11 protein-coding genes and 1 tRNA gene are annotated in these 18265 nt (G+C 44.3%); 6 read left to right on the forward strand and 6 right to left on the reverse strand.

What is annotated here, in order from left to right; translation table 11 throughout:
• Position 1: 1 nt before the first annotated feature.
• The 3 genes from IEY13_RS02975 (at position 2) to IEY13_RS02985 (ending at position 5726) form a co-directional block, all read left to right on the forward strand.
• Positions 2 to 1867, forward strand: coding sequence for a Kelch repeat-containing protein (locus IEY13_RS02975; protein WP_188950468.1), 1866 nt, complete (start codon positions 2 to 4; stop codon positions 1865 to 1867).
• Positions 1868 to 1917: 50 nt separating this feature from the next.
• A complete protein-coding gene (locus IEY13_RS02980) occupies positions 1918 to 3891 on the forward strand; it encodes an outer membrane protein assembly factor BamB family protein (protein WP_188950469.1) in 1974 nt (657 codons plus the stop codon).
• Positions 3892 to 3956: 65 nt separating this feature from the next.
• Positions 3957 to 5726 (forward strand): FAD-dependent oxidoreductase, encoded by a 1770-nt coding sequence (locus tag IEY13_RS02985; RefSeq protein ID WP_188950470.1) that lies wholly within the window; start codon positions 3957 to 3959, stop codon positions 5724 to 5726.
• 65 nt (positions 5727 to 5791) lie between these two features.
• Here IEY13_RS02985 and IEY13_RS02990 read toward each other — a convergent pair.
• Positions 5792 to 5866, reverse strand: a tRNA-Val gene (locus IEY13_RS02990).
• 61 nt (positions 5867 to 5927) lie between these two features.
• On the reverse strand, positions 5928 to 8060 hold the full coding sequence (gene mrdA, locus IEY13_RS02995; RefSeq protein WP_188950471.1) for a penicillin-binding protein 2: 2133 nt from the start codon (positions 8058 to 8060) through the stop codon (positions 5928 to 5930).
• Positions 8061 to 8168: 108 nt separating this feature from the next.
• Between mrdA and IEY13_RS03000 the strand changes: the two genes are divergently transcribed.
• Positions 8169 to 8633, forward strand: coding sequence for a DUF4268 domain-containing protein (locus tag IEY13_RS03000; RefSeq protein ID WP_188950472.1), 465 nt, complete (start codon positions 8169 to 8171; stop codon positions 8631 to 8633).
• Between the two features lie 9 nt (positions 8634 to 8642).
• Here the strand turns inward: IEY13_RS03000 and IEY13_RS03005 are convergent, their stop codons facing one another.
• Positions 8643 to 9167: a hypothetical protein gene (locus tag IEY13_RS03005; RefSeq protein ID WP_188950473.1), complete on the reverse strand. Its 525-nt coding sequence runs from the start codon at positions 9165 to 9167 to the stop codon at positions 8643 to 8645.
• Positions 9168 to 9299: 132 nt separating this feature from the next.
• The gene (locus IEY13_RS03010; protein ID WP_188950474.1) at positions 9300 to 13055 is read right to left on the reverse strand and encodes a transglutaminase domain-containing protein; all 3756 of its coding nucleotides are present in this window, start codon (positions 13053 to 13055) and stop codon (positions 9300 to 9302) included.
• A 660-nt stretch (positions 13056 to 13715) separates the two neighbouring features.
• Between IEY13_RS03010 and IEY13_RS03015 the strand changes: the two genes are divergently transcribed.
• On the forward strand, positions 13716 to 14240 hold the full coding sequence (locus IEY13_RS03015) for a hypothetical protein (protein ID WP_188950475.1): 525 nt from the start codon (positions 13716 to 13718) through the stop codon (positions 14238 to 14240).
• Positions 14241 to 14265: 25 nt separating this feature from the next.
• On the opposite strand, the gene IEY13_RS03020 is transcribed toward IEY13_RS03015, so the two are convergent.
• Positions 14266 to 14700 carry a hypothetical protein gene (locus IEY13_RS03020; RefSeq protein WP_188950476.1) on the reverse strand — a complete coding sequence of 145 codons (435 nt, stop codon included), beginning with the start codon at positions 14698 to 14700 and terminating at the stop codon, positions 14266 to 14268.
• A gap of 473 nt (positions 14701 to 15173) precedes the next feature.
• Complete coding sequence (locus IEY13_RS03025; RefSeq protein ID WP_188950477.1) at positions 15174 to 16037, reverse strand: hypothetical protein; 864 nt, start codon at positions 16035 to 16037, stop codon at positions 15174 to 15176.
• A 514-nt stretch (positions 16038 to 16551) separates the two neighbouring features.
• On the opposite strand from IEY13_RS03025, the gene IEY13_RS03030 reads away from it, so the two are divergent.
• Entirely contained in the window at positions 16552 to 18135 is a 1584-nt protein-coding gene (locus IEY13_RS03030) for a type I restriction-modification system subunit M (RefSeq protein ID WP_188950478.1), read from the forward strand.
• Positions 18136 to 18265: the final 130 nt, after the last annotated feature.

An 18265-nucleotide genomic window follows, 5' to 3' on the forward strand; every position in this document is an offset into this window, starting at 1 on the left:
TATGGATACATTCAGTTTAATAACAATAGATAATACCCTTTCTGATACGAACGGGGATGTAAGCTTTGTCATTACCTGTGATAATGCACTTAATACAGCAAAGATTAAATACATAGAGGTAGAGATACTGAGCCTGGCTGGTATTATTGACTGGGCGGCGGTGCGCCCTGCTATAACAGGCATTACTGCTAACTGCGAGGTGGGGCCTGGCCCTGACCTGTCTGTTGGTATCATACGCTTTGCTTTGCGGGCGCAAACAGATATAAAAACCAGTAAAAACAGGATTGAATTTACCATTGCCCATTTGCGTGCCCGGGCAGGAACCCACCTGCCGGCCAGTGCCCCCATTACGTTTAAACTGAAGGGGGTTACCCAGGCGGTAATTGGTAATTACCCGGATGATTATCGTTTTAATACTATACAGGTAGCAGAGAAAAAGCCGGAGATTAAAAGTTTACGTATTAACCCGTCTATTACGCAGGGGAGTGGTGAGGTTACTGTTACCTATGAAGTGATGAATGCCACTTCCTGCGAGTTAAAAAACAATGCAGGCGGGCGTATACATTTTTTTGAAAACAAGGATAAAGCGCAGCCTGTACGGTTTTCCGGAAAAGTATATGTAGGCAGTAAAGGAACCACGCCTGTTACTCCGTTTTATCTGCACGCACGTGATGGTGCATCTGAGGCCGTGGATTATACGGTTGCTGATGTTACATGGGCTGAAACTGCAGACTGGACCAGGGTTGACAAATTTAGCAGGCAGGTGCCGGTTACAGACAGCAAGGGTACGGGTAATGAACCTGCTTATTATGTTACGGAGCAAAGCCGTGTGCTGGACCTGGTGTTGAATGAGCGTGATGATATGTTATGGGCCATTGCGCAGAAAAGAGAGGGGCAGCCTGCAACGTCAGACACATTGCCTTGTATATGGAAGTCGTGTGACGGCCTTGCCTGGGAACCCCATACTTATAGTTCGAAAGATAATACCACCGGTGTTATCAGTGAGGCGTTATTGAACATACCACCTGAGCTGGTGCATTGTCCCTGCCTGCATTTTGGGGAGGATGAGTTGTTTTTTGTGGGCGGCAGCAAAGTGGATATAGGTATTTGTAAAAACACGATTACTGCTGTAAGCCTCAGCAACGGGAGTGTCCGTTTAATTACAGCCCCGGACGCCATGGTGCCCCGCAGTACACATGCCTGCGTGGTGTATGGAGAGGCGCAGGGTAATAACCATATATGGTTAATAGGTGGTGCCGATAAAAACGGTAATGGCCTGAATGATGTATGGCGGTTTGATGGCGCTAAATGGACGCAGGTTCTGGTGGAAAATACTGCTTTTCCTAAACGTTGCCAGTTTTCTGCCACTGTGCAAACTGATATTACGGGTAAGCGGAGCATCTGGATCAGCGGAGGGGCAAAACGGTATGATGGGGATACGCTGAATGATGTGTGGTTGTACAAAGAAGGGCAGTGGATACGGGCAAAGGAAGAAAAAAAAGGCTGGCTTGCTTATAGTGAAGACTGGCTGGCAGCTGCCTCTATGTGTTATGTGCGAACGGAGAAGAATAGCATGGGTGATACTGCCGGCACCTGCCGTTATATATTATCCAATGATTTCAGTGGCGATGATAAACAACTACAATGCAGATGGATATTGGGAGTGGATATTGGCAATAACCTCTATAAGTGGGATTTGGTAGACCGCGTTAAGAAACCGGAACTACCTGCAGCGTTTGGCATTGCGCGTGATTTTACTATGGTAACTGTTGGATTTAATGGTTGTGTGTGGGCGGTGTTTATTGCTTATTTGTCGAAGGATACTACTGTGGTGTCTGACCTGCATTACTCATGTCCGGTACCATAGCCGGTATGTACCTGTTACATGTATTTTCTGAAATTCATAAACAAGTTGTAATGAAAATTATTATACCGATACTGCTATTGCTTTCGCTGCGGGGAACGGCACAGTCTGTTACCTGGAACGGGGAAAGAACTGTTGTGATATTGCCTTCCGTTACGCGAACGTTGCGGCCCGGTGAAGCTACTGTTAATGAGGATGTGCGGACATTTTGTGGTGATGATAATTTCTTTTTTATCTCTTCTTCTGTTCGTGGGCGGCGTGTAAGCTATGACTACGCTGCTTTTATGCAGTTTAGTTTGTCTGCTATACCCGAAGGTGCTATTGTGGATAAAATAGATCTTACGGTTTATCTGAATAAAGTAAAAAATACGTCTTCTGTTATAGAACAGGCTGTAAGCTTGTATGAGCTGGGCGGTGTTCCGGTTAATCAGGCCGTTACAATTGGCGACTCTTCCAGTATTGCCATGAGCCGGGTATCGAAAAAAGATATAGGGCAGGACATACATCTGCAGCCCGATGTTGCCAATGATGCGTCCTGGGTAAAAAACAGAAAGGGTACTTATTATTGCCTGCTGGCTGCGCAGCAAACGGAAACTTATGGCTATTATACAGAACGATCGGACAACAAAAGTAAGCAGCCTAAACTGGTGATTACTTATCATATGCCAGCCAACCAGGTAAGGCTGAACAGCTGGCCGCAATACAAGTATAATGCGCAACATACCGGTGTGTCGGTTTGGCAATCAAACGCTGCTGCCACTGCCTTTGCTTTGCACAAAGCCTATGCTGCCGGCAATGGTGGCTACATTAACTCTGACCCGTTGCTGAACGATGATAAGCTGGTGTTTGCCTTTCAGGCGCCTGCTTCGCCTATGTACAGGCTTCAGATGATAAACCAGCAGGGTAAGGTAGTTGGAGAAACTACTACGGAACAGCCAGGGAAAGTAAGCTATGGCCCTGTGGCTGACAGAAAGGGGAATGTTTACTGCCTTACAGGTAACGAAGGCAGCACGCTTACGGTAACAGACAAGGATAAATTGCAGGTTATTTTTTCTAAACAGCTGGAAGCTAACGCGCAAACAAGAGCCAGACCGGTAATAGGGTTTGATGGCAGTATTTATTTGTCTACAGACAAAGGTATTTATGCCTATACCCCGCAGCCGGAATGTAAACTGAAATGGGTATACGCTACCTCTGTTAATAAGTTTGGAACTGTTGCGTTGAATGAGGCAGAAAATGTTGTTTATGTATATGATGGATTAGCAGGTAAGGTGGTTGCTTTAAACAGTGTTGACGGGGTAAAGAAATGGGAGACCGTATTACAGAACACATTTGATACACATATACCTGTGCCCTCAGTAAAAAATGGCCGCCTTTGTGTTACCAATGGCTTAACCAAAGGGAACAGATTTTTTATTATAGATGCCGGTAATGGTAATATTTTACAAACAGTGCAAGCTGCCGGCGAAGTTATTTCGCAACCTGTTATAGGAACAGACAAGGTATTTATTATTAACAATGGCCAACTGGAAGCCTATGCTTTACAGAATGGCGCCAGGCTATATACCTCTGCGGTTACGGGCCTGAATGCAGCAAGTGCATTGGTGGCGGATGCCGGTGATAATGTGTATGCTTTAAATACAGAACAGGGAAAGCAAAGCCTTACGATGATTAACGCAGGAGGTGCTGCTGCTTTTGCGCTACCCTTTGCAGATGCTAATGGAAACCTCACCGGCAACCGCCTGCTGATGGTACCTGACGGTTGTTTAGTGGCTGGCAATGATAACTATGTATACACCTTCCGTCCTTCGGCCTTGTCTGTTAATGAGGATATTACTATTCCCTTTAACAATGGTGCTGGTTTTATAAGTGAATACCTCTATCGCACAGCGGGTAAAGTATCTGTAGCTGGCAAAACACTTACCGGTAATCAGAATGTGGTAATACATGCCGGTAAGAATATTGTGTTGCAGCCAGACTTTACTGTGCAGCTGGGGGCTTCACTATCCTGCAAAACAGGGTTGTAAGGCAGTAGCATACAAATAGTACCGGCATTTCATCCATATTTCATCATAATTAAAACCCATAACTAATGCAAATAACGCTGCCTGACATTATTGATAAGTTGAAACACTGTTTCTCTAAGGGCAATATGCCCGAAATATTGATTGATGCGCCTTTAACCAGTGAGGTGTATAACAAAAAACGACAGATTTTTAATACTTATTTCCAACTGCGGCCCGCCGCAATTATATTTTGCACCAACACCCTGCAGGTTTCTGAGGTTATTACCTGCATCAGAACAAACGGATATAAGGGGCCTTTAAGAGTACGTTCCGGCGGTCACGATCATGAGGGCGAATGTTCTGCCACTGATGCCATTGTAATAGACTTGTCGGAAATGACAACTGTTGATATTGTAGCTGAAAAGAATTACGCTACTATTCAGCCTGGCATTATGTTTATTGATCTGATTAAACAAATGAACGAAAAGAATGTGGGATTGCCGCATGGCACCTGCTATTCGGTACGTATTGCCGGATTTACTTTTGGTGGGGGATGGGGGCCCTGGACCCGCCAGAAAGGTATGGGGTGCGAAAGCCTGGCTGGTGCTACAATTGTATTGGGCGATGGTTCGTACCGCACATTAATAGATAACAAACTTATTCCTGAATATGAAGGGAAACCGGTACCGGACCTGGATGAGGAAGGGCGCAGGCTTTTGTGGGCATTGCGTGGTGGCGGAGGTATGAGTTATGGCATTGTAACAGAACTTATTTATAAAACATTCACCCTGCCTGATTATACTACTAAGTTTACGGTTGCCTGGGAGCAGGCATTGAGTTATCCTATACCACCTGCTGTTAATATTCTGGAGCGTTGGGAAGCGCTTATCAGTTATAATGAAAATGCAGACTTACTGGGCACCAATCTTAAGGTGGTTGCTAAATTTAAAGATGCGCAGGATACCAGCCCGGTAGAGAAATCTATACATGACTGTTACTTCTATGGCTATTACATGGGCAGCAAAAGTGAGTTTAAGAACCAGCAGGATTTTGAAGATAATCTGAGAGCAATTATTCAGACAGAATGGTTTCCGGAGAATGAATTTGGTCAGTACCAGATTACATTTGAAGACAGTATTGCAGCTGTATTGTCAAACAACGTTACCAGTTCATCAGGTAAGCTAACTGCGGTTGCTGATAACCAAAGGCGGCAATGGAGCACTTTTGCGGCCTGGGACCGGGTGGCAAAATGGGATACTGAACAGAATAAACATCCGCTGTTGGAAAGTATATATGATACTGCTGCTTTGCCTCCGCATTTTCAGGCTATTCCTCCTGAGATGGACAAGCCTGCACCGCATAAAATAACATCAAGGCTTGCTATAGTAACAGATGATAAAGAGGTGGCAGCGCAACGGAGAAACAAATTGATAGAAAGCCTTGAATCTGATCTGCTGAATACCGAAGGTGTCTTACAGGGAATGAATACTTATTTTACACTTGGTGCCATTACCGGTGCGTATTACAGAGATTATGACTTTGCTGCCAATCAGTTTCCGCAGGGAAGTTCATTTGCATATAAGAAATGTTATTATACCGTGCAGTACCAGGCTTGGTGGGATGATGGAGAGAAGAAGCCCCAGGTACAGCCTTATGTAAACCGTGCTATAGATTGGCTGGAGGTGTGCAGGAATTATGAGATACCTGGCACTTATGGTGCTTTCATCAGTTTTAAAGATGATAGTATTCCAACGTGCGTTTATTTTCAGGAAAGCTATGACAGGCTTAAAGAAATAAAGGAGACTTATAGTAAAGATCCTGATAATTTACTCAGCAGCCGGAAAACGATTATCTGATGTTGTAAAAGCGCACGGCTTGCTAAAAAGAAAAAAAGCCTCACATTTCTGTGAGGCTTTTTCTGTGGGAGCACACGGGATCGAACCGCGGACCCTCTGCTTGTAAGGCAGATGCTCTAAACCAGCTGAGCTATGCTCCCTTAACGGGCTGCAAATATAGGAATTCGTTACAGTCCGCCAATTATTTTTAAAAAATCTTTTTTAAGTAGTGCGTGGCTTAACAGCGGGTACTGGTTTCCGTTGGTCGGGAGGTAGTACGGCTGGTGATTTAGGCTGCACTTTTTTAGGCATAGAATCTCTTTTTGCCGGGCTTTCGGCTGGTGCTTCTTTAATGTTGCCGGAATCCATTTCGTTAGGGTCTTCCAGTGTAAGCGTATCGTTCATTTCCTTTTGCAGCCGCAGGTTTTTCAGGCTGTCGCGGTTGCGTGCAATGCTATCTTTTGTGCGGTGCAGGCGGTTTAGGCTGTCCATAGCCCTGCGCATCCTTTCCGGTATAAGGTTCATTTTAGCTATCTCTTCCACTTTAGCCTTGCGCTCTTTGCCACCGATAGAGTCGTTCAGATATTTTTCTATCATCAGGCTGGCAATAGGGGCGGCAGAGGTAGAACCGAAGCCGGCATTTTCACACATTACTGCAATGGCTATGCGTGGGTTATCGCGGGGGGCAAAGGCGCCAAAGAAGGCGTGGTCTTTTTGTTTTACGCCGCGCAGGTAGTTTTCTACCGTACCTGTTTTACCACATACCACTACACCGGGTACCTGTGCCCAGCGGCCGGTACCATAATCCATTACACCTTGCATGCCATCGTGTATGGCATTAAAGGCATCAGCTGTAATATGGGGTATGGTGTGTTTTTGTTTATAATTTTCCAGCAGGTGGTACTGGTCGCCGCTTTCAATACTGTCAATCAGGTGGGGCGTATAGTACCAGCCTTTGTTGGCAATCAGCGTCATCACATTCGCCAGCTGAGCTACTGTGGTTTGTACCTCACCCTGTCCAATGGCGTTAGATATAATGTTACAGGATACCCAGCGTGGGCCGAATATTTTTCTGTAGTAAGCAGGTGTGGGTATGTTGCCAGGTTTTTCAGACGGAATATCAATACCCAGCCTTTTGCCCAGGCCTAATGAGTAAGCATACCTGTTAAATACGCTGAGCGAGCTGTCTGCCGTGCCATAGCGTGGCTGATCAATCAGGCGTTTAAAAACGGTGGCAAAATAGCTGTTATCACTCACCGCAATAGCACCTCTCAGGTCAAAAGTACCTTTATCCAAACATTTGGGTTTACCTGTGCCGCAACCATAAAAAGCGCCGCTACAGCTAATGGTAAAGCTGGGGTCAATTACTTCTTCGGTTAAGCCTATAATACCCACTACGGTTTTAAAGGTAGAGCCCGGGGAGTACATACCGTTTACTGCGCGGTTAATCAGCGGCAGGCGGGGATCGGTATACAGTTCTGAAAAGTGTTTTCTGCGTTGGCTGCCCGTAAGCAGGTTGGGGTTATAAGTGGGGCTGCTTACCATGGCCAGTATGCCTCCGGTACGCGGGTCAATTGCCACTATACTGCCCACTTTATTGCCCATCAGTTTCTCGCCCAGTTCCTGCAGTTCTATATCCAGGCTGGAGTACAGGCTTTTACCGGCAATGGCGGCAGTATCATAGTTCCCGTTTTCATACGGACCCTGAATACGGCTTAGGTTGTCGCGGGTAAGGTAGTTGATACCACGCTGGCCCATCAGCACTTTTTCGTAGGTGCGTTCCAGGCCGGTCATGCCTGCATAATCGCCCATTTCATAGCCATCTTCTTTATGTCTTCTCAGAAAACCGGTATCCACTTCACCCAGATAGCCCAGAATGTTGGCAGCAGCAGCGTAGGGGTAATCTCTTACCGGGCGGTCAGACAGTACAAAGCCCCTGAACTTATACATATTCTCGTTCAGTTTGGCATACAGCTCCGGCGTAAGCAGGGGTTCAAACACGCTGGGTTTGTTTCTGCTGTTTTTTATAATGGCGGTAACAATGCGTTTTTTAAACTCGGCGGTATCAATGCCCAGTATTTTACACATGGCAAAGGTGTCTGTACCTTTTATTTCGCCTGGGGTAACCACCAGATCGTACATAATGGTGTTGCCCAGTACGGCTTTGTGTTTACGGTCGTACACCAGGCCTCTGTCAGGATAAATTACCTTGCGGTAACGCGCGTTGCTTTCTGCCTGCATACGGTAGTTGGAGGAAAACAACTGTAAATGCAGTAATTGCCCCAGTATGATGACAAAAACGGCGAGGAAAATAATTTGTACAATTCTGCTGCGTGACTGATTGTAAACCGGCATTGTAGTGGATGAATAAAAAGTAAGTAAGTATGGCAAAGGTATTCAAATATTGTGCAAAAAGTTTGTTAGTGTATCTTTCGCCTTTTTGAATAAGGGGGAGGGTAGCGTATGTACACAAAAGAGGAAGCATCCCGGCAAAAGCAGGCTTTCTGGACGGCTTTCGGAAAATACATGCAGCCGGTGCTGTCGGCAGATGGTGAACCGGTTAGCTGGGTAAATTATAAAACAGGGGTATCGGGTATACAATTTAAAATGGACGTGGACCGTTCGCGGGCGGTTATTTCTATTTTGCTGTCGCAGGCCGATCTGCGTTTGCAGCAGCTGCACTATCAGCAGTTTGTACAATTAAAAGCCATGCTGCATAGTGCACTGGAGGGGGAGGAGTGGAACTGGCAGGAGGCTGCTCCGGATGATTATGGTAAAATAGTCAGCAGCATCAGCAAAACATTGCCTGGGGTAAATATTCACCGCCAGGAAGACTGGGCAGCCATCATTTCCTTTTTAAAACCCCGCATTATAGCTTTAGATGCGTTTTGGAGTACGGCTAAGTATGGCTTTGAAATGCTTGCCTGAGCCGTTGCATCAGGCAGGTTGTTGTATATGTCTGATAAGGATGTTCCGGGCTTTGGTGGCTTTGTTGATTGCGTTGTAACCACGGTAGGCAAATGTAGTTTGGTGCAAAAAGCGTCCATCCCGCCAGGATATTCTTAACCGGGCTGCTTCGTGCCTGGTATTCTCCTGCACAGTACGGGTTTGATTTCTGTTAAAATAATCCGGTCTGGTTACCCATTCGGAGGTAGTGTACGATTCGTCCATCAGCGTAATATTGGTAATATCACTCAAAGGAATACTACCTGAAAACTTGTATTGCCACTTTAAGGCATAAGTGGCTTGCATAATGTATAAAAAGTCGCCTCTTTTAAACAGGCTGGAAAACAAAATCCCGTTGTCAATGTCAGGATGGCCGGAAAGGTATCTGATATTTTCAATTCTGTTGGTTACATCGTAACCTTCCTGCTCCATTTGTTTCAGCAGGTTTTTCTTAGCTATACTGGTGTAAATAAGTAAAGCGATAAGGCCGATAACTATCACAACTACCCATTCCATATTGGCTGATTTAGGTTTGATCTGCTGCAATTGTACAATTAAAAGGGGAATTTTAAGGCCAGGGGCGGGTATAAAATAAGAAAGCCACACATTGCTGCGCGGCTTTCTCTGTAATGGGCATTCACTACGCCTCTATTTAAAGGCAATCATTTTTTGTTCTGCTTTTACAATTTTTTCGAAGAAGGTTTTGAAAGCACTGTAATCTTCTGCTGCAATGGTTTTACGTTCGCTGTTAAACGTTCTTTTTACCACCAGTTTTGATGGTGAAGCCAGTTTGTAAGTAAGCGTATACGTCATGCCTTTAAATGAAAGATTTTCACTGTTGGGTAACTCAATAATTGTTTTGCCCTGTGGTGCTGTAACAATTACAGTTGTTTCGTACGTATCGGCATCTTCATAATTTCTGTAATCAACAGGATACAGGCGGGTATCGGAAGTTAAATAGTTTAAAGTGGCTACTTTGTCAGGATAAGTAATGCGGAAAGTTTGCATACTGCCTATTTCTGCTATTTCGTCTTTTACTTTATAGCTGTACTGGTAAGTGGCAGAGTCGCTTAGCTGATCCAGCTGCTGAAACTGCACATTCGCCACTTTTACATTGTTTTTGTAATCAGAAACAACTGCTTTTTCTATTTCTATACGTTGCTTTTCGCTATCCAGGTTCAGGTAGTTTTCACGTACGCCGGAAGAAAGGTGGCCATACATAGCTGCTTTTACCGTTACCTGCATATCCGCGCCATCCGGTTTTAACTCTATGGTTCTTCTCAGTACTTCTTTAGTACGGTTAGGGGTTGTTAAGTATTTCAGGTCGGCGCTATCTACTGTTTTACCTGCGGGAATTTCCAGTATCTGTGCACCGGGTAAACTGTTAGGTAAACTGGCAAACGGCAAATAGTTATCTGTAAGTTCTACATAATAGTCTTTATTATCCAGTTTTACCTTTGCAATACAGTGGTTAAAACCAATAGAAGGTAACATCATGTCTTTTTCGCCGTTGTTTCTGGTATCTACCAGCACCATGCGGCTTTCAATACCTGCCATGCGGCACAGGGTAACAAACAGGTTAGACAAGTCTTTACAATCGCCCAGCCTTGTATTCAGTGTTATAGATGCTCTTTGTGGTACAAAAGCACTTTGTCTGAAAGAAACAGAGCTGTATCTGATGTTTTTTTCGATGTAGTTGTAAATAATCTGCGCCTGTTTAAACTGGCTTAGCTTACTGCGTTTTTCGGCCGGCAACAGTGTTTTAAAGAGGGAGGTAATTTCATAGTCTTCTTCTGTGGTAGTGGTAGTTAAATCCTGATACCAGCTGGCAATATTATTCCATGAATGAAGGGTAGAAAGGTGTAATACCGGCGCCAGATCGCTGCTTACAGGCATTAATGGTTCATCCTCTAAAGGCGCAGGTGCTTTTAATACCCAGGTATACTGTTTAAAGTTCTCTACGTTGCTTATTTCGGGCTGCAGCGTACTATTAATCATGGTGTAGTGCAGCGTTTGTTTGGCAGGCATCAGAATGTTGTATCTGGTAAACGCCTTGTATATTTTGCCGCCAAAGGCGTAGGTAGACCAGTAGTCGTGTGCAAAGTGGCCATATACATAGCTTTGCAGGCGGTATTTAAACACCAGTACATCACCTACTTCCAGGTTGGTAAATACTATTTCGTTTTCATTGCGCTCTCCTTTTACAATAGCTCCTGATGGCTTTACTATTTCGGCTTTCTCAATCAGCAGCTCCTGGTGGCGGGATGCGCCAATGCTTGATTCTTTATATTGACTGATGCCTTTTTCATTGGTAATCTTAATCATGTACAGGGAGTATTCCTCTGTAGCGCCACCCGGATGTACAATTACGTTCTTTTCATCGTGCATAATGTAATAGCCGTAATCTGTATTTTTTGCTTCGGAGGGCTTGTCGTTTTTAATAATGTCCTCTACTTTACCTTCTGTAAACAGGGTAAACGATTCGGGCTTGCCATCCAGCTTTCTCTGTTTGTTAATAACATCGTACTGGTTAGGATCGTACTGTAATGATAACTGGTACGCCACAAAAGCCTCCTGCTTCTGTTGCATTTCACTTTTAATATCACCTTGTAATTCCTGATAATACTCGCTGTAAGGCGATAATTCCAGTGCCTTTTTTACAAACTGATCGGCCTTTTCGTATTGCTGTGCGCCGTAATAGTATCGTGCTACAGAAGAAAACATGGTGGGGTCGTACGGGAAATTCTTAGCCAGAGTTAGTTTGAGGTCCAGGGCTTTATCGGCATAGCCCAGTTCCTGCAATGCATCTGCATACTTGCTGATGATATTATAGCTGTGGTTGTCTTTCAGGTAGTTTTCATACACTTTTAAAGCAGCCTTGTTATCCTTGTATACCTCTCTTTTCAGCGAGTACATTATCGGAATCAGAGATTCCATTTCAGGATACTTTTTATAGCTTTTTTCCACCATGCTTACCAGCTCTTCATACTTTTTTTCATGTACCAGCAGCGATAGCCGTTGGGTTAAAGAGCTTTCATCTTCGCCGTAAATAGCTTCCCGCCTGGCTATTTTTTTCGCCGCATCTTCATACTTTTCATTAGAGATGTCGTTTTTAATATCCAGTTCCATGGCAATAAAACTTTCGGGATCGGCCTTCTTCAGCTTTTCTACCTCTTCCAGCATCAGGCTGCGGTTTTCTTCCTCTATCAGTACTTCTATCAGTTTCTCGCGCAATACCGAGTTGCCGGGTTCTTTTTGCATGGCTGCCTCAATAATATGCCTGGCTTCCAGTGTTTTTTTGTTACGCATATACACGTTAGACAGCATAACGTAGTTTACCAGGTTGTTAGAGTCGGCAGCTATTTTATTAATAAAGAAGGTTTCTGCAAAGTGCGGAATCAGTTCGGGCTGTTTAACGGTGGCTGTTGTGTAAGGCTTATATACATTACTGCCTGCTAAGCCGGGAAGGCTTACGTATTTATCATCTGTAAACCGCAGCATGAAATTGGGAAAGCTGGTAGAGGTATAGCTTAACTGTACCAGCACCCGGTTGTTACCTTTGTTCAGGTGGCATTTAACTGTATAAGCATCCATTTCGGTAACACGCTCTTTATACTCAGATAGTACCAGCGCATCGTTAATCCACACCTTTATAGCACCTGTGGCGCCAATGTTACATAACACATCCTGTTCGTCTTTTGCTTCTACAAAAGTTTGTGCATAGGCAGTGGCCGTTTGTCTGTTTATCTGGTAGCAGAACGGCGTCCAGCCATCGCCACATTCTCTTGCGGGTGTAAACCATTTAATTTTTGCATTGGTAATAGAAGCAAACTGAGCATCTGGTTCAGGATGCGCCAAAGGACCGTAGTTTTTGTAAAAACCACTGCGCGACAGATTTTCGAAAGGCCCTACATACTGCCAGTTGGCAACAGAGCCTATACGCCCATGTTCTGCTACGGCATCGGCAAACTTTTTGGTACGCACCAGATGGTGTCCTTTCTGATAATGGGAGGCGGCAACCAGCGAGCCGTGTGCCTTTCCATCTGTCATCAATTTTTCCAGCAAATGCAGCTGAGTGGCTGTTTTTTTACCATAGTCACCCAAAACTGCATTGTTAAACCACAATGCATATACGTATGGATATGGGTTTTCTGCTTTATTGTAAAATTCTGTTTCAAAATTATCTACATCCTTGTCTTTGCCGTTGTAGGCCTGAAGTAAGAGATAGGTAATAAACAGGTCGGGAGAGGCTGTTTTGTTTTTTATAGCCGTTTCCATAATGGAATTAGCCTGGAAATGGTTGCTTTTGTTTAATGCTTCCCATACCCGGGCATAATCATTCTGAGATTTAACGGTACTGATACACAAAAGACACAGTAGTGCAAGGCAGAGAGTCTGCTTCATAAGAGGTTTAAAGTTGAGTTGCTGTAAAAATATGCAATAATAGATATATACAGCAGTACAACGGTTATGATACGTTGACAACCTGTTTGGCGGGGTATTCCATCCGTATTGCCTGGAGGCTGCGTTTGGGAATTGCGGTAAAATAGGGTGCTGCACATTGCCGGGTTTGTACTTTAACAGGTGGCTTTAGCAAAAGTCGTCTGTTATACCGGAGGTAAAATGAGCGCTACCGTTAAAAAAGTGAATGTTGGTGTAACAGCGGATTAATGTATTTCAAAAAAGAGTAAGGTGCGGGTAAATTCAAATCAACGGAGCGTCCGCACCGTTTAGTAAATTGTCCGCTCCGTTGGGTAGAGCAACTGCACCACCGAATAAATTGTCACTCCGTTGAACGGAGCAACTGCTTGCGGTGAGTGGTATAGACATGCGGGGCATCCGTAGTACTATGCCGATGAGTGGGATAGCACTGCAGATGATCGGCATATATATACGGATGAGCCATCTATATACACCACCCACCCGCACATATATCCCATTCAGTGGTACTGCTATCCCGTTCATCCGCACATATATGCCGGTGAACGGGATAGCTGTACGGATGAGTTTTACATATGTAGCGATGATCGCTACAGCTGTAAACCCGCCGAAACAGGTGTAGTGATGATCCCCACAGCTGCTAAACTGAACGCCACATATGTGGGGATGGTCCCCACAGCTGCTAAACTGATCGCCACATATGTGGGGATGATCCCCACAGCTGCTAAACTGAACGCCACATATGTGGGGATGATCCCCACAGCTGTAAAACTGATCGCCACATATGTGGGGATGATCCCCACAGCTGCTAAACTGATCGCCACATATGTGGGGATGATCCCCACAGCTGCTAAACTGAACGCCACATATGTGGGGATGATCCCCACTGCTGTAAAACTGATCGCCACATATGTGGGGATGATCCCCACAGCTGCTAAACTGATCGCCACATATGTGAGGATGATCCCCACAGCCGCTAAACTGAACCCCACATATGTGGAGATGATCTCCACTGTGGCTCCATGGGGTATAAAGCAGCAGTGCCGGTTTGCAAAAAAGGTACTTTGCCGGCGGCCGGCATCCGCGTTTATTTGCCCGGCGGTAAGTAAAACAAAAAGCCCTCCGATAACGGAAGGCTTTACTCTTTAAGTATTTAGATATAGAAATAAAAACGTTATCTGGCTGATTTGCGGAATACAGACACCTCTCCGTTCAGGCTCACCTGTGCAATTACCTTCTTTTCATTATTTACAAGCGATACATAGTAAGATGTACCGGCGGTGTTGTGGTCCATCTCAATTACTTCGGTGGTTGTATAGCCTGCAAATTTCTTTTCTATGTTTCTGATGGCTGGCGCAGGCAGATTTTGATAGTTGATAGTCTTGCTGATGGCTACCTGCTCGCCTTCTTCATTGTAAAAGGCCTCCATTTTGGTTTTGTCCAGCAAAAAGCGAACACTTACCAGGTCTCCTACGGTTTTATAATGCACCTGGGTAGCTTCCGGATAAGTGGCTTTAAATAAATTCATTGTTTTGTCGTTGTTTCCGGCTGCAAAAGCGCTTGAAGTGATAGCGAAAACGGTGATGGCGGCGATGATGAACTTTTTCATAATTGTATTTTTAATGTTTTTAAGTACTTGTTGTTATTTATTACATCATAAAGGTAGGTACTATGTAAGGCATAGTACTTGCTTATGGGCTGAGCGGTAGTATTTCCTGATGACCGGTAAATTGGCTTTCCGTGTCGTTTTAGAATTACCACATGAATGCGGTGCATGAAGTAAGTTGTCTATTGCTGGTAAATAGCGCCTCCGGATACCAGTATTATCTGGGAAAGCACGTTTGATAATTCATCCCTGCGAGGTTCCATTGTCTTCGCCTTATCGGCATCATCTACTTTTGTATGCTATAGACTTGTATGAAACGGCGTGTTCTGATTCAGGCTGCTACCTGGATGAACAATACATCACAGGCAGTAAAAGCTAAACCTGTTATCCGGGAAGCGGTTAGCGATCAGGATAACAGGTTGAGTACTGGCAATTCAATTATAGTATTGGGGCGATGCTGCTATGGCAGGTATGTTTTACCTGTCTGCGGGGGTAATTTTCTGAAAATTGCCATCCGATACGGTAAAATCTATTTCCTGGTAGGAATCTACCGCTTTGCCGTTTTTCAGTGCCGGAGACCACACTTTTCTATTCATGTCATTAGCTGTTTTTAATACCTGATTACTCAGGGTAATATAATCTGAACCCCTGCGTCTGGAGGTTATAAAAAAATTGCCGGCTTCTCCCTTACAGTTGATAACCATTCCTATACTTACTTTAAATCTCGTGCCGGAAGCTCTGGCGTCTGTAAGTGGATGTGCTTGAAAGTACAGGTACAGCATCGATAAGTCTATGCATCGGGCTATGCTATCGGGTTTTTCCAGTTTGCCGGTAACTTCTTTCAGCGAAATGGAACCCGGGCAATATATTTCATTGCTGTTACACAACTCTGTTTTGTAAATACTGTCTGCAGAAAATTCGTACGGCTTTTCAATTTTATCCGCTGATAAAAAAGTAAAGCCAGCTGGCGCCTGCACGTTTTCGTCAAACTCATAGCCATTCAGATATAATATAATGGGCGCTGATAAACCTTCGTAGGTTACCTCATATTTATCCAGCAGGCCACTACCAAATGTTGCGGTTTTACATTCAAAAGCGCAGCAGCTACCTCTCCGGTTCCACTGTAGTTGTTCTCCGGCTGGCCCCCGTAAGGCCATCAGATAAGTTGTCTGGTTTTCTATTTTACCTACTTTAATAGCATATTTACTGGTATTGCCATAGCCATATTGCTTATCTGTTGCTACTGCTTTTATAACCATTGATCCATCCGGGTGAAATTGCTGGCTGCAGGTGGCTTTTGTACATAATACAAGAATAAAGGCGAAGAATGCTGATTTCATGGTAATGTGGTATGGGTTTATAGTTGAGATGCAGTGCGCGGAAAAATTACACATATATAATCAATTTTTCCAGATGTTGGGAGAGAAAGAGGGGCAATAAAAAAGCCTCAGCATTTCTGCTAAGGCTTTCTCTGTGGAGCTGAGGGGGCTGGAATTGAACCCCTGATTCCGGTATTGTTATTTCTAAAAATTGTGGCTTCTAATGAGTTTAGTGCAACTTGTTGATAGTTAACGCATTTTGAGCTCTGTTTGCAAGGGTAATTATATTACAATCCTATACTTTTCTTATAAGGCTAATTGCTATATAAACCAGTTCATTTGGATTTACGGTATAGATTTTTGCCATAACACCAGTTGATAAGACGATAAAATGATACGCAATTCTGATTGTTGCCACCAGAATGCTTTATAGCGTAGAAAACATCTAGGGCTGTTAATACAATAACACCTGTTTGCTAAAATATACAGCCTTTAGTACCTTGGCGTATTATATTAAGAAATAGTATAACGTAGAATGACACAGAAGCTGATCAGCGCGGAAGACATTAACCGGATTGTTTGGAAGGCCTGCGACACCTTTCGAGGTTTGATTGATCCCAGCCAGTATAAAGATTATATACTTACCATGCTTTTTCTAAAGTATGTGAGTGATGTGCATGCGGATATCTATCAGGGATACCATGCAAAATATAAAGGTGATAAGGGACGTATTGACCGGGCTATGAAAAGCGAGCGTTTTTTATTACCAGATCAAAGTAGTTTCCATTACCTGTATGAGCACAGAGCAGCAGCCAATATTGGCGAGCTGATTAATACTGCTTTGAATGATTTGGAAGAAGCCAACCGGGAAAAGCTTTTTAGCGAAGATGGAACGGGTATTTTCAGAAATATTGATTTTAATAGTAGTAACCTGGGAGATGTAAAGGATAAAAATGCCCGGCTTAAGAATCTGTTGATTGATTTCAGCGAATTGGATCTTAGCCCTTCACACCTGGAGCACAATGATGTTATTGGAGATGCCTATGAATATTTGATTGGCCATTTTGCTTCCGATGCCGGAAAAAAGGCAGGGGAGTTTTACACACCTGCGATGGTTTCCACCCTTGTGGCAAAGCTGACCAAAGCGCCTGAAGGGGCGCGCATCTGTGATCCTACCTGCGGTTCGGCTTCTATGCTTATTAAGGCGGGGCGTGAAGTAGGTTCTGGCAATGTATCGTTATATGGACAGGAAGCCAATGGTAGTACCTGGGCGCTGGCGGTACAAAATATGTTTTTGCACGGCTTTGATGGTGCTGTTATCCGCTGGGGCGATACTATTCGTAATCCCAAGCTAAAAGAGAAAGATCAGCTGATGAAGTTTGATGTGGTGGTAGCCAATCCGCCGTTCTCATTGGATAAATGGGGTGCTGATGATACCCAAAAAGACGATAAAAGCGCAGGCGGGCAGCCGCAAAGTGGGTATAAGGCAGCTGCTGACCCTTATCAGCGTTTCTGGCGTGGGGTGCCTCCTAAAAGTAAAGGTGACTGGGCGTTTATCAGCCATATGATTGAAGTGGCCTATGACGGACATGGCAAAGTGGGAGTAGTAGTACCCCATGGGGTACTTTTCAGGGGAAGCAGTGAAGGGAAAATTCGTCAAAAACTGATTGAAGAAAACTTTTTGGATGCTGTTATAGGGCTACCTGCTAATCTGTTTTTCGGTACTGGTATCCCGGCTGCTATCCTCCTTTTTAATAAAGGGAGAAAAAAACGCACAGATGTTTTGTTTATAGATGCCAGCCAGCGTTATGAAAGCGGAAAGAACCAGAACAAGCTAAGGGAACAGGATATTGCAGATATTGTAAAAACCTATGAACGTTTTACCAAAGGCAAGCTGCCGGCAGGCGTAGCTGAGGAAAAATACAGCTACGTAGCTACACAGGAGGAGATAGCCGGAAACGATTATAATCTCAATATTCCCCGCTATGTGGACACTTTTGAAGAGGAAGCTGAGATTGACATTGCGGCAACACAGCAGGAAATTGAGCAGTTGAAGAGTGAGCTTGCTACGGTGGAAAAGGAAATGGCGAAATATTTAAAGGAGCTGGGATTAAAATAAGCGCCTATGGAAAAGTTTGAAATCCTCTTTTATACATCCGCGGAAGGGAATAGTCATATTGAAGTGTTTTTTGAGGCAGAAACTTTCTGGCTGTCGCAAAAGAAGATGGCCGAGCTGTTTGGGGTAGACG

Origin of the sequence: Filimonas zeae, assembly GCF_014641615.1 — a bacterium.
GTDB lineage: Bacteria > Bacteroidota > Bacteroidia > Chitinophagales > Chitinophagaceae > Filimonas > Filimonas zeae.

Excerpts from the sequence above, each read along its gene's own strand:
- IEY13_RS03000 (WP_188950472.1), top strand. The coding sequence starts at position 8,169 with ATGTACACAAAAGAGGAAGCATCCCGGCAAAAGCAGGCTTTCTGGACG.
- IEY13_RS03005 (WP_188950473.1), bottom strand. The coding sequence starts at position 9,167 with ATGGAATGGGTAGTTGTGATAGTTATCGGCCTTATCGCTTTACTTATT.
- IEY13_RS03030 (WP_188950478.1), top strand. The coding sequence starts at position 16,552 with ATGACACAGAAGCTGATCAGCGCGGAAGACATTAACCGGATTGTTTGG.
- IEY13_RS02985 (WP_188950470.1), top strand. The coding sequence starts at position 3,957 with ATGCAAATAACGCTGCCTGACATTATTGATAAGTTGAAACACTGTTTC.
- IEY13_RS03010 (WP_188950474.1), bottom strand. The coding sequence starts at position 13,055 with ATGAAGCAGACTCTCTGCCTTGCACTACTGTGTCTTTTGTGTATCAGT.
- IEY13_RS03015 (WP_188950475.1), top strand. The coding sequence starts at position 13,716 with ATGATCCCCACAGCTGCTAAACTGAACGCCACATATGTGGGGATGGTC.
- IEY13_RS02975 (WP_188950468.1), top strand. The coding sequence starts at position 2 with ATGGATACATTCAGTTTAATAACAATAGATAATACCCTTTCTGATACG.
- mrdA (WP_188950471.1), bottom strand. The coding sequence starts at position 8,060 with ATGCCGGTTTACAATCAGTCACGCAGCAGAATTGTACAAATTATTTTC.
- IEY13_RS02980 (WP_188950469.1), top strand. The coding sequence starts at position 1,918 with ATGAAAATTATTATACCGATACTGCTATTGCTTTCGCTGCGGGGAACG.
- IEY13_RS03020 (WP_188950476.1), bottom strand. The coding sequence starts at position 14,700 with ATGAAAAAGTTCATCATCGCCGCCATCACCGTTTTCGCTATCACTTCA.
- IEY13_RS03025 (WP_188950477.1), bottom strand. The coding sequence starts at position 16,037 with ATGAAATCAGCATTCTTCGCCTTTATTCTTGTATTATGTACAAAAGCC.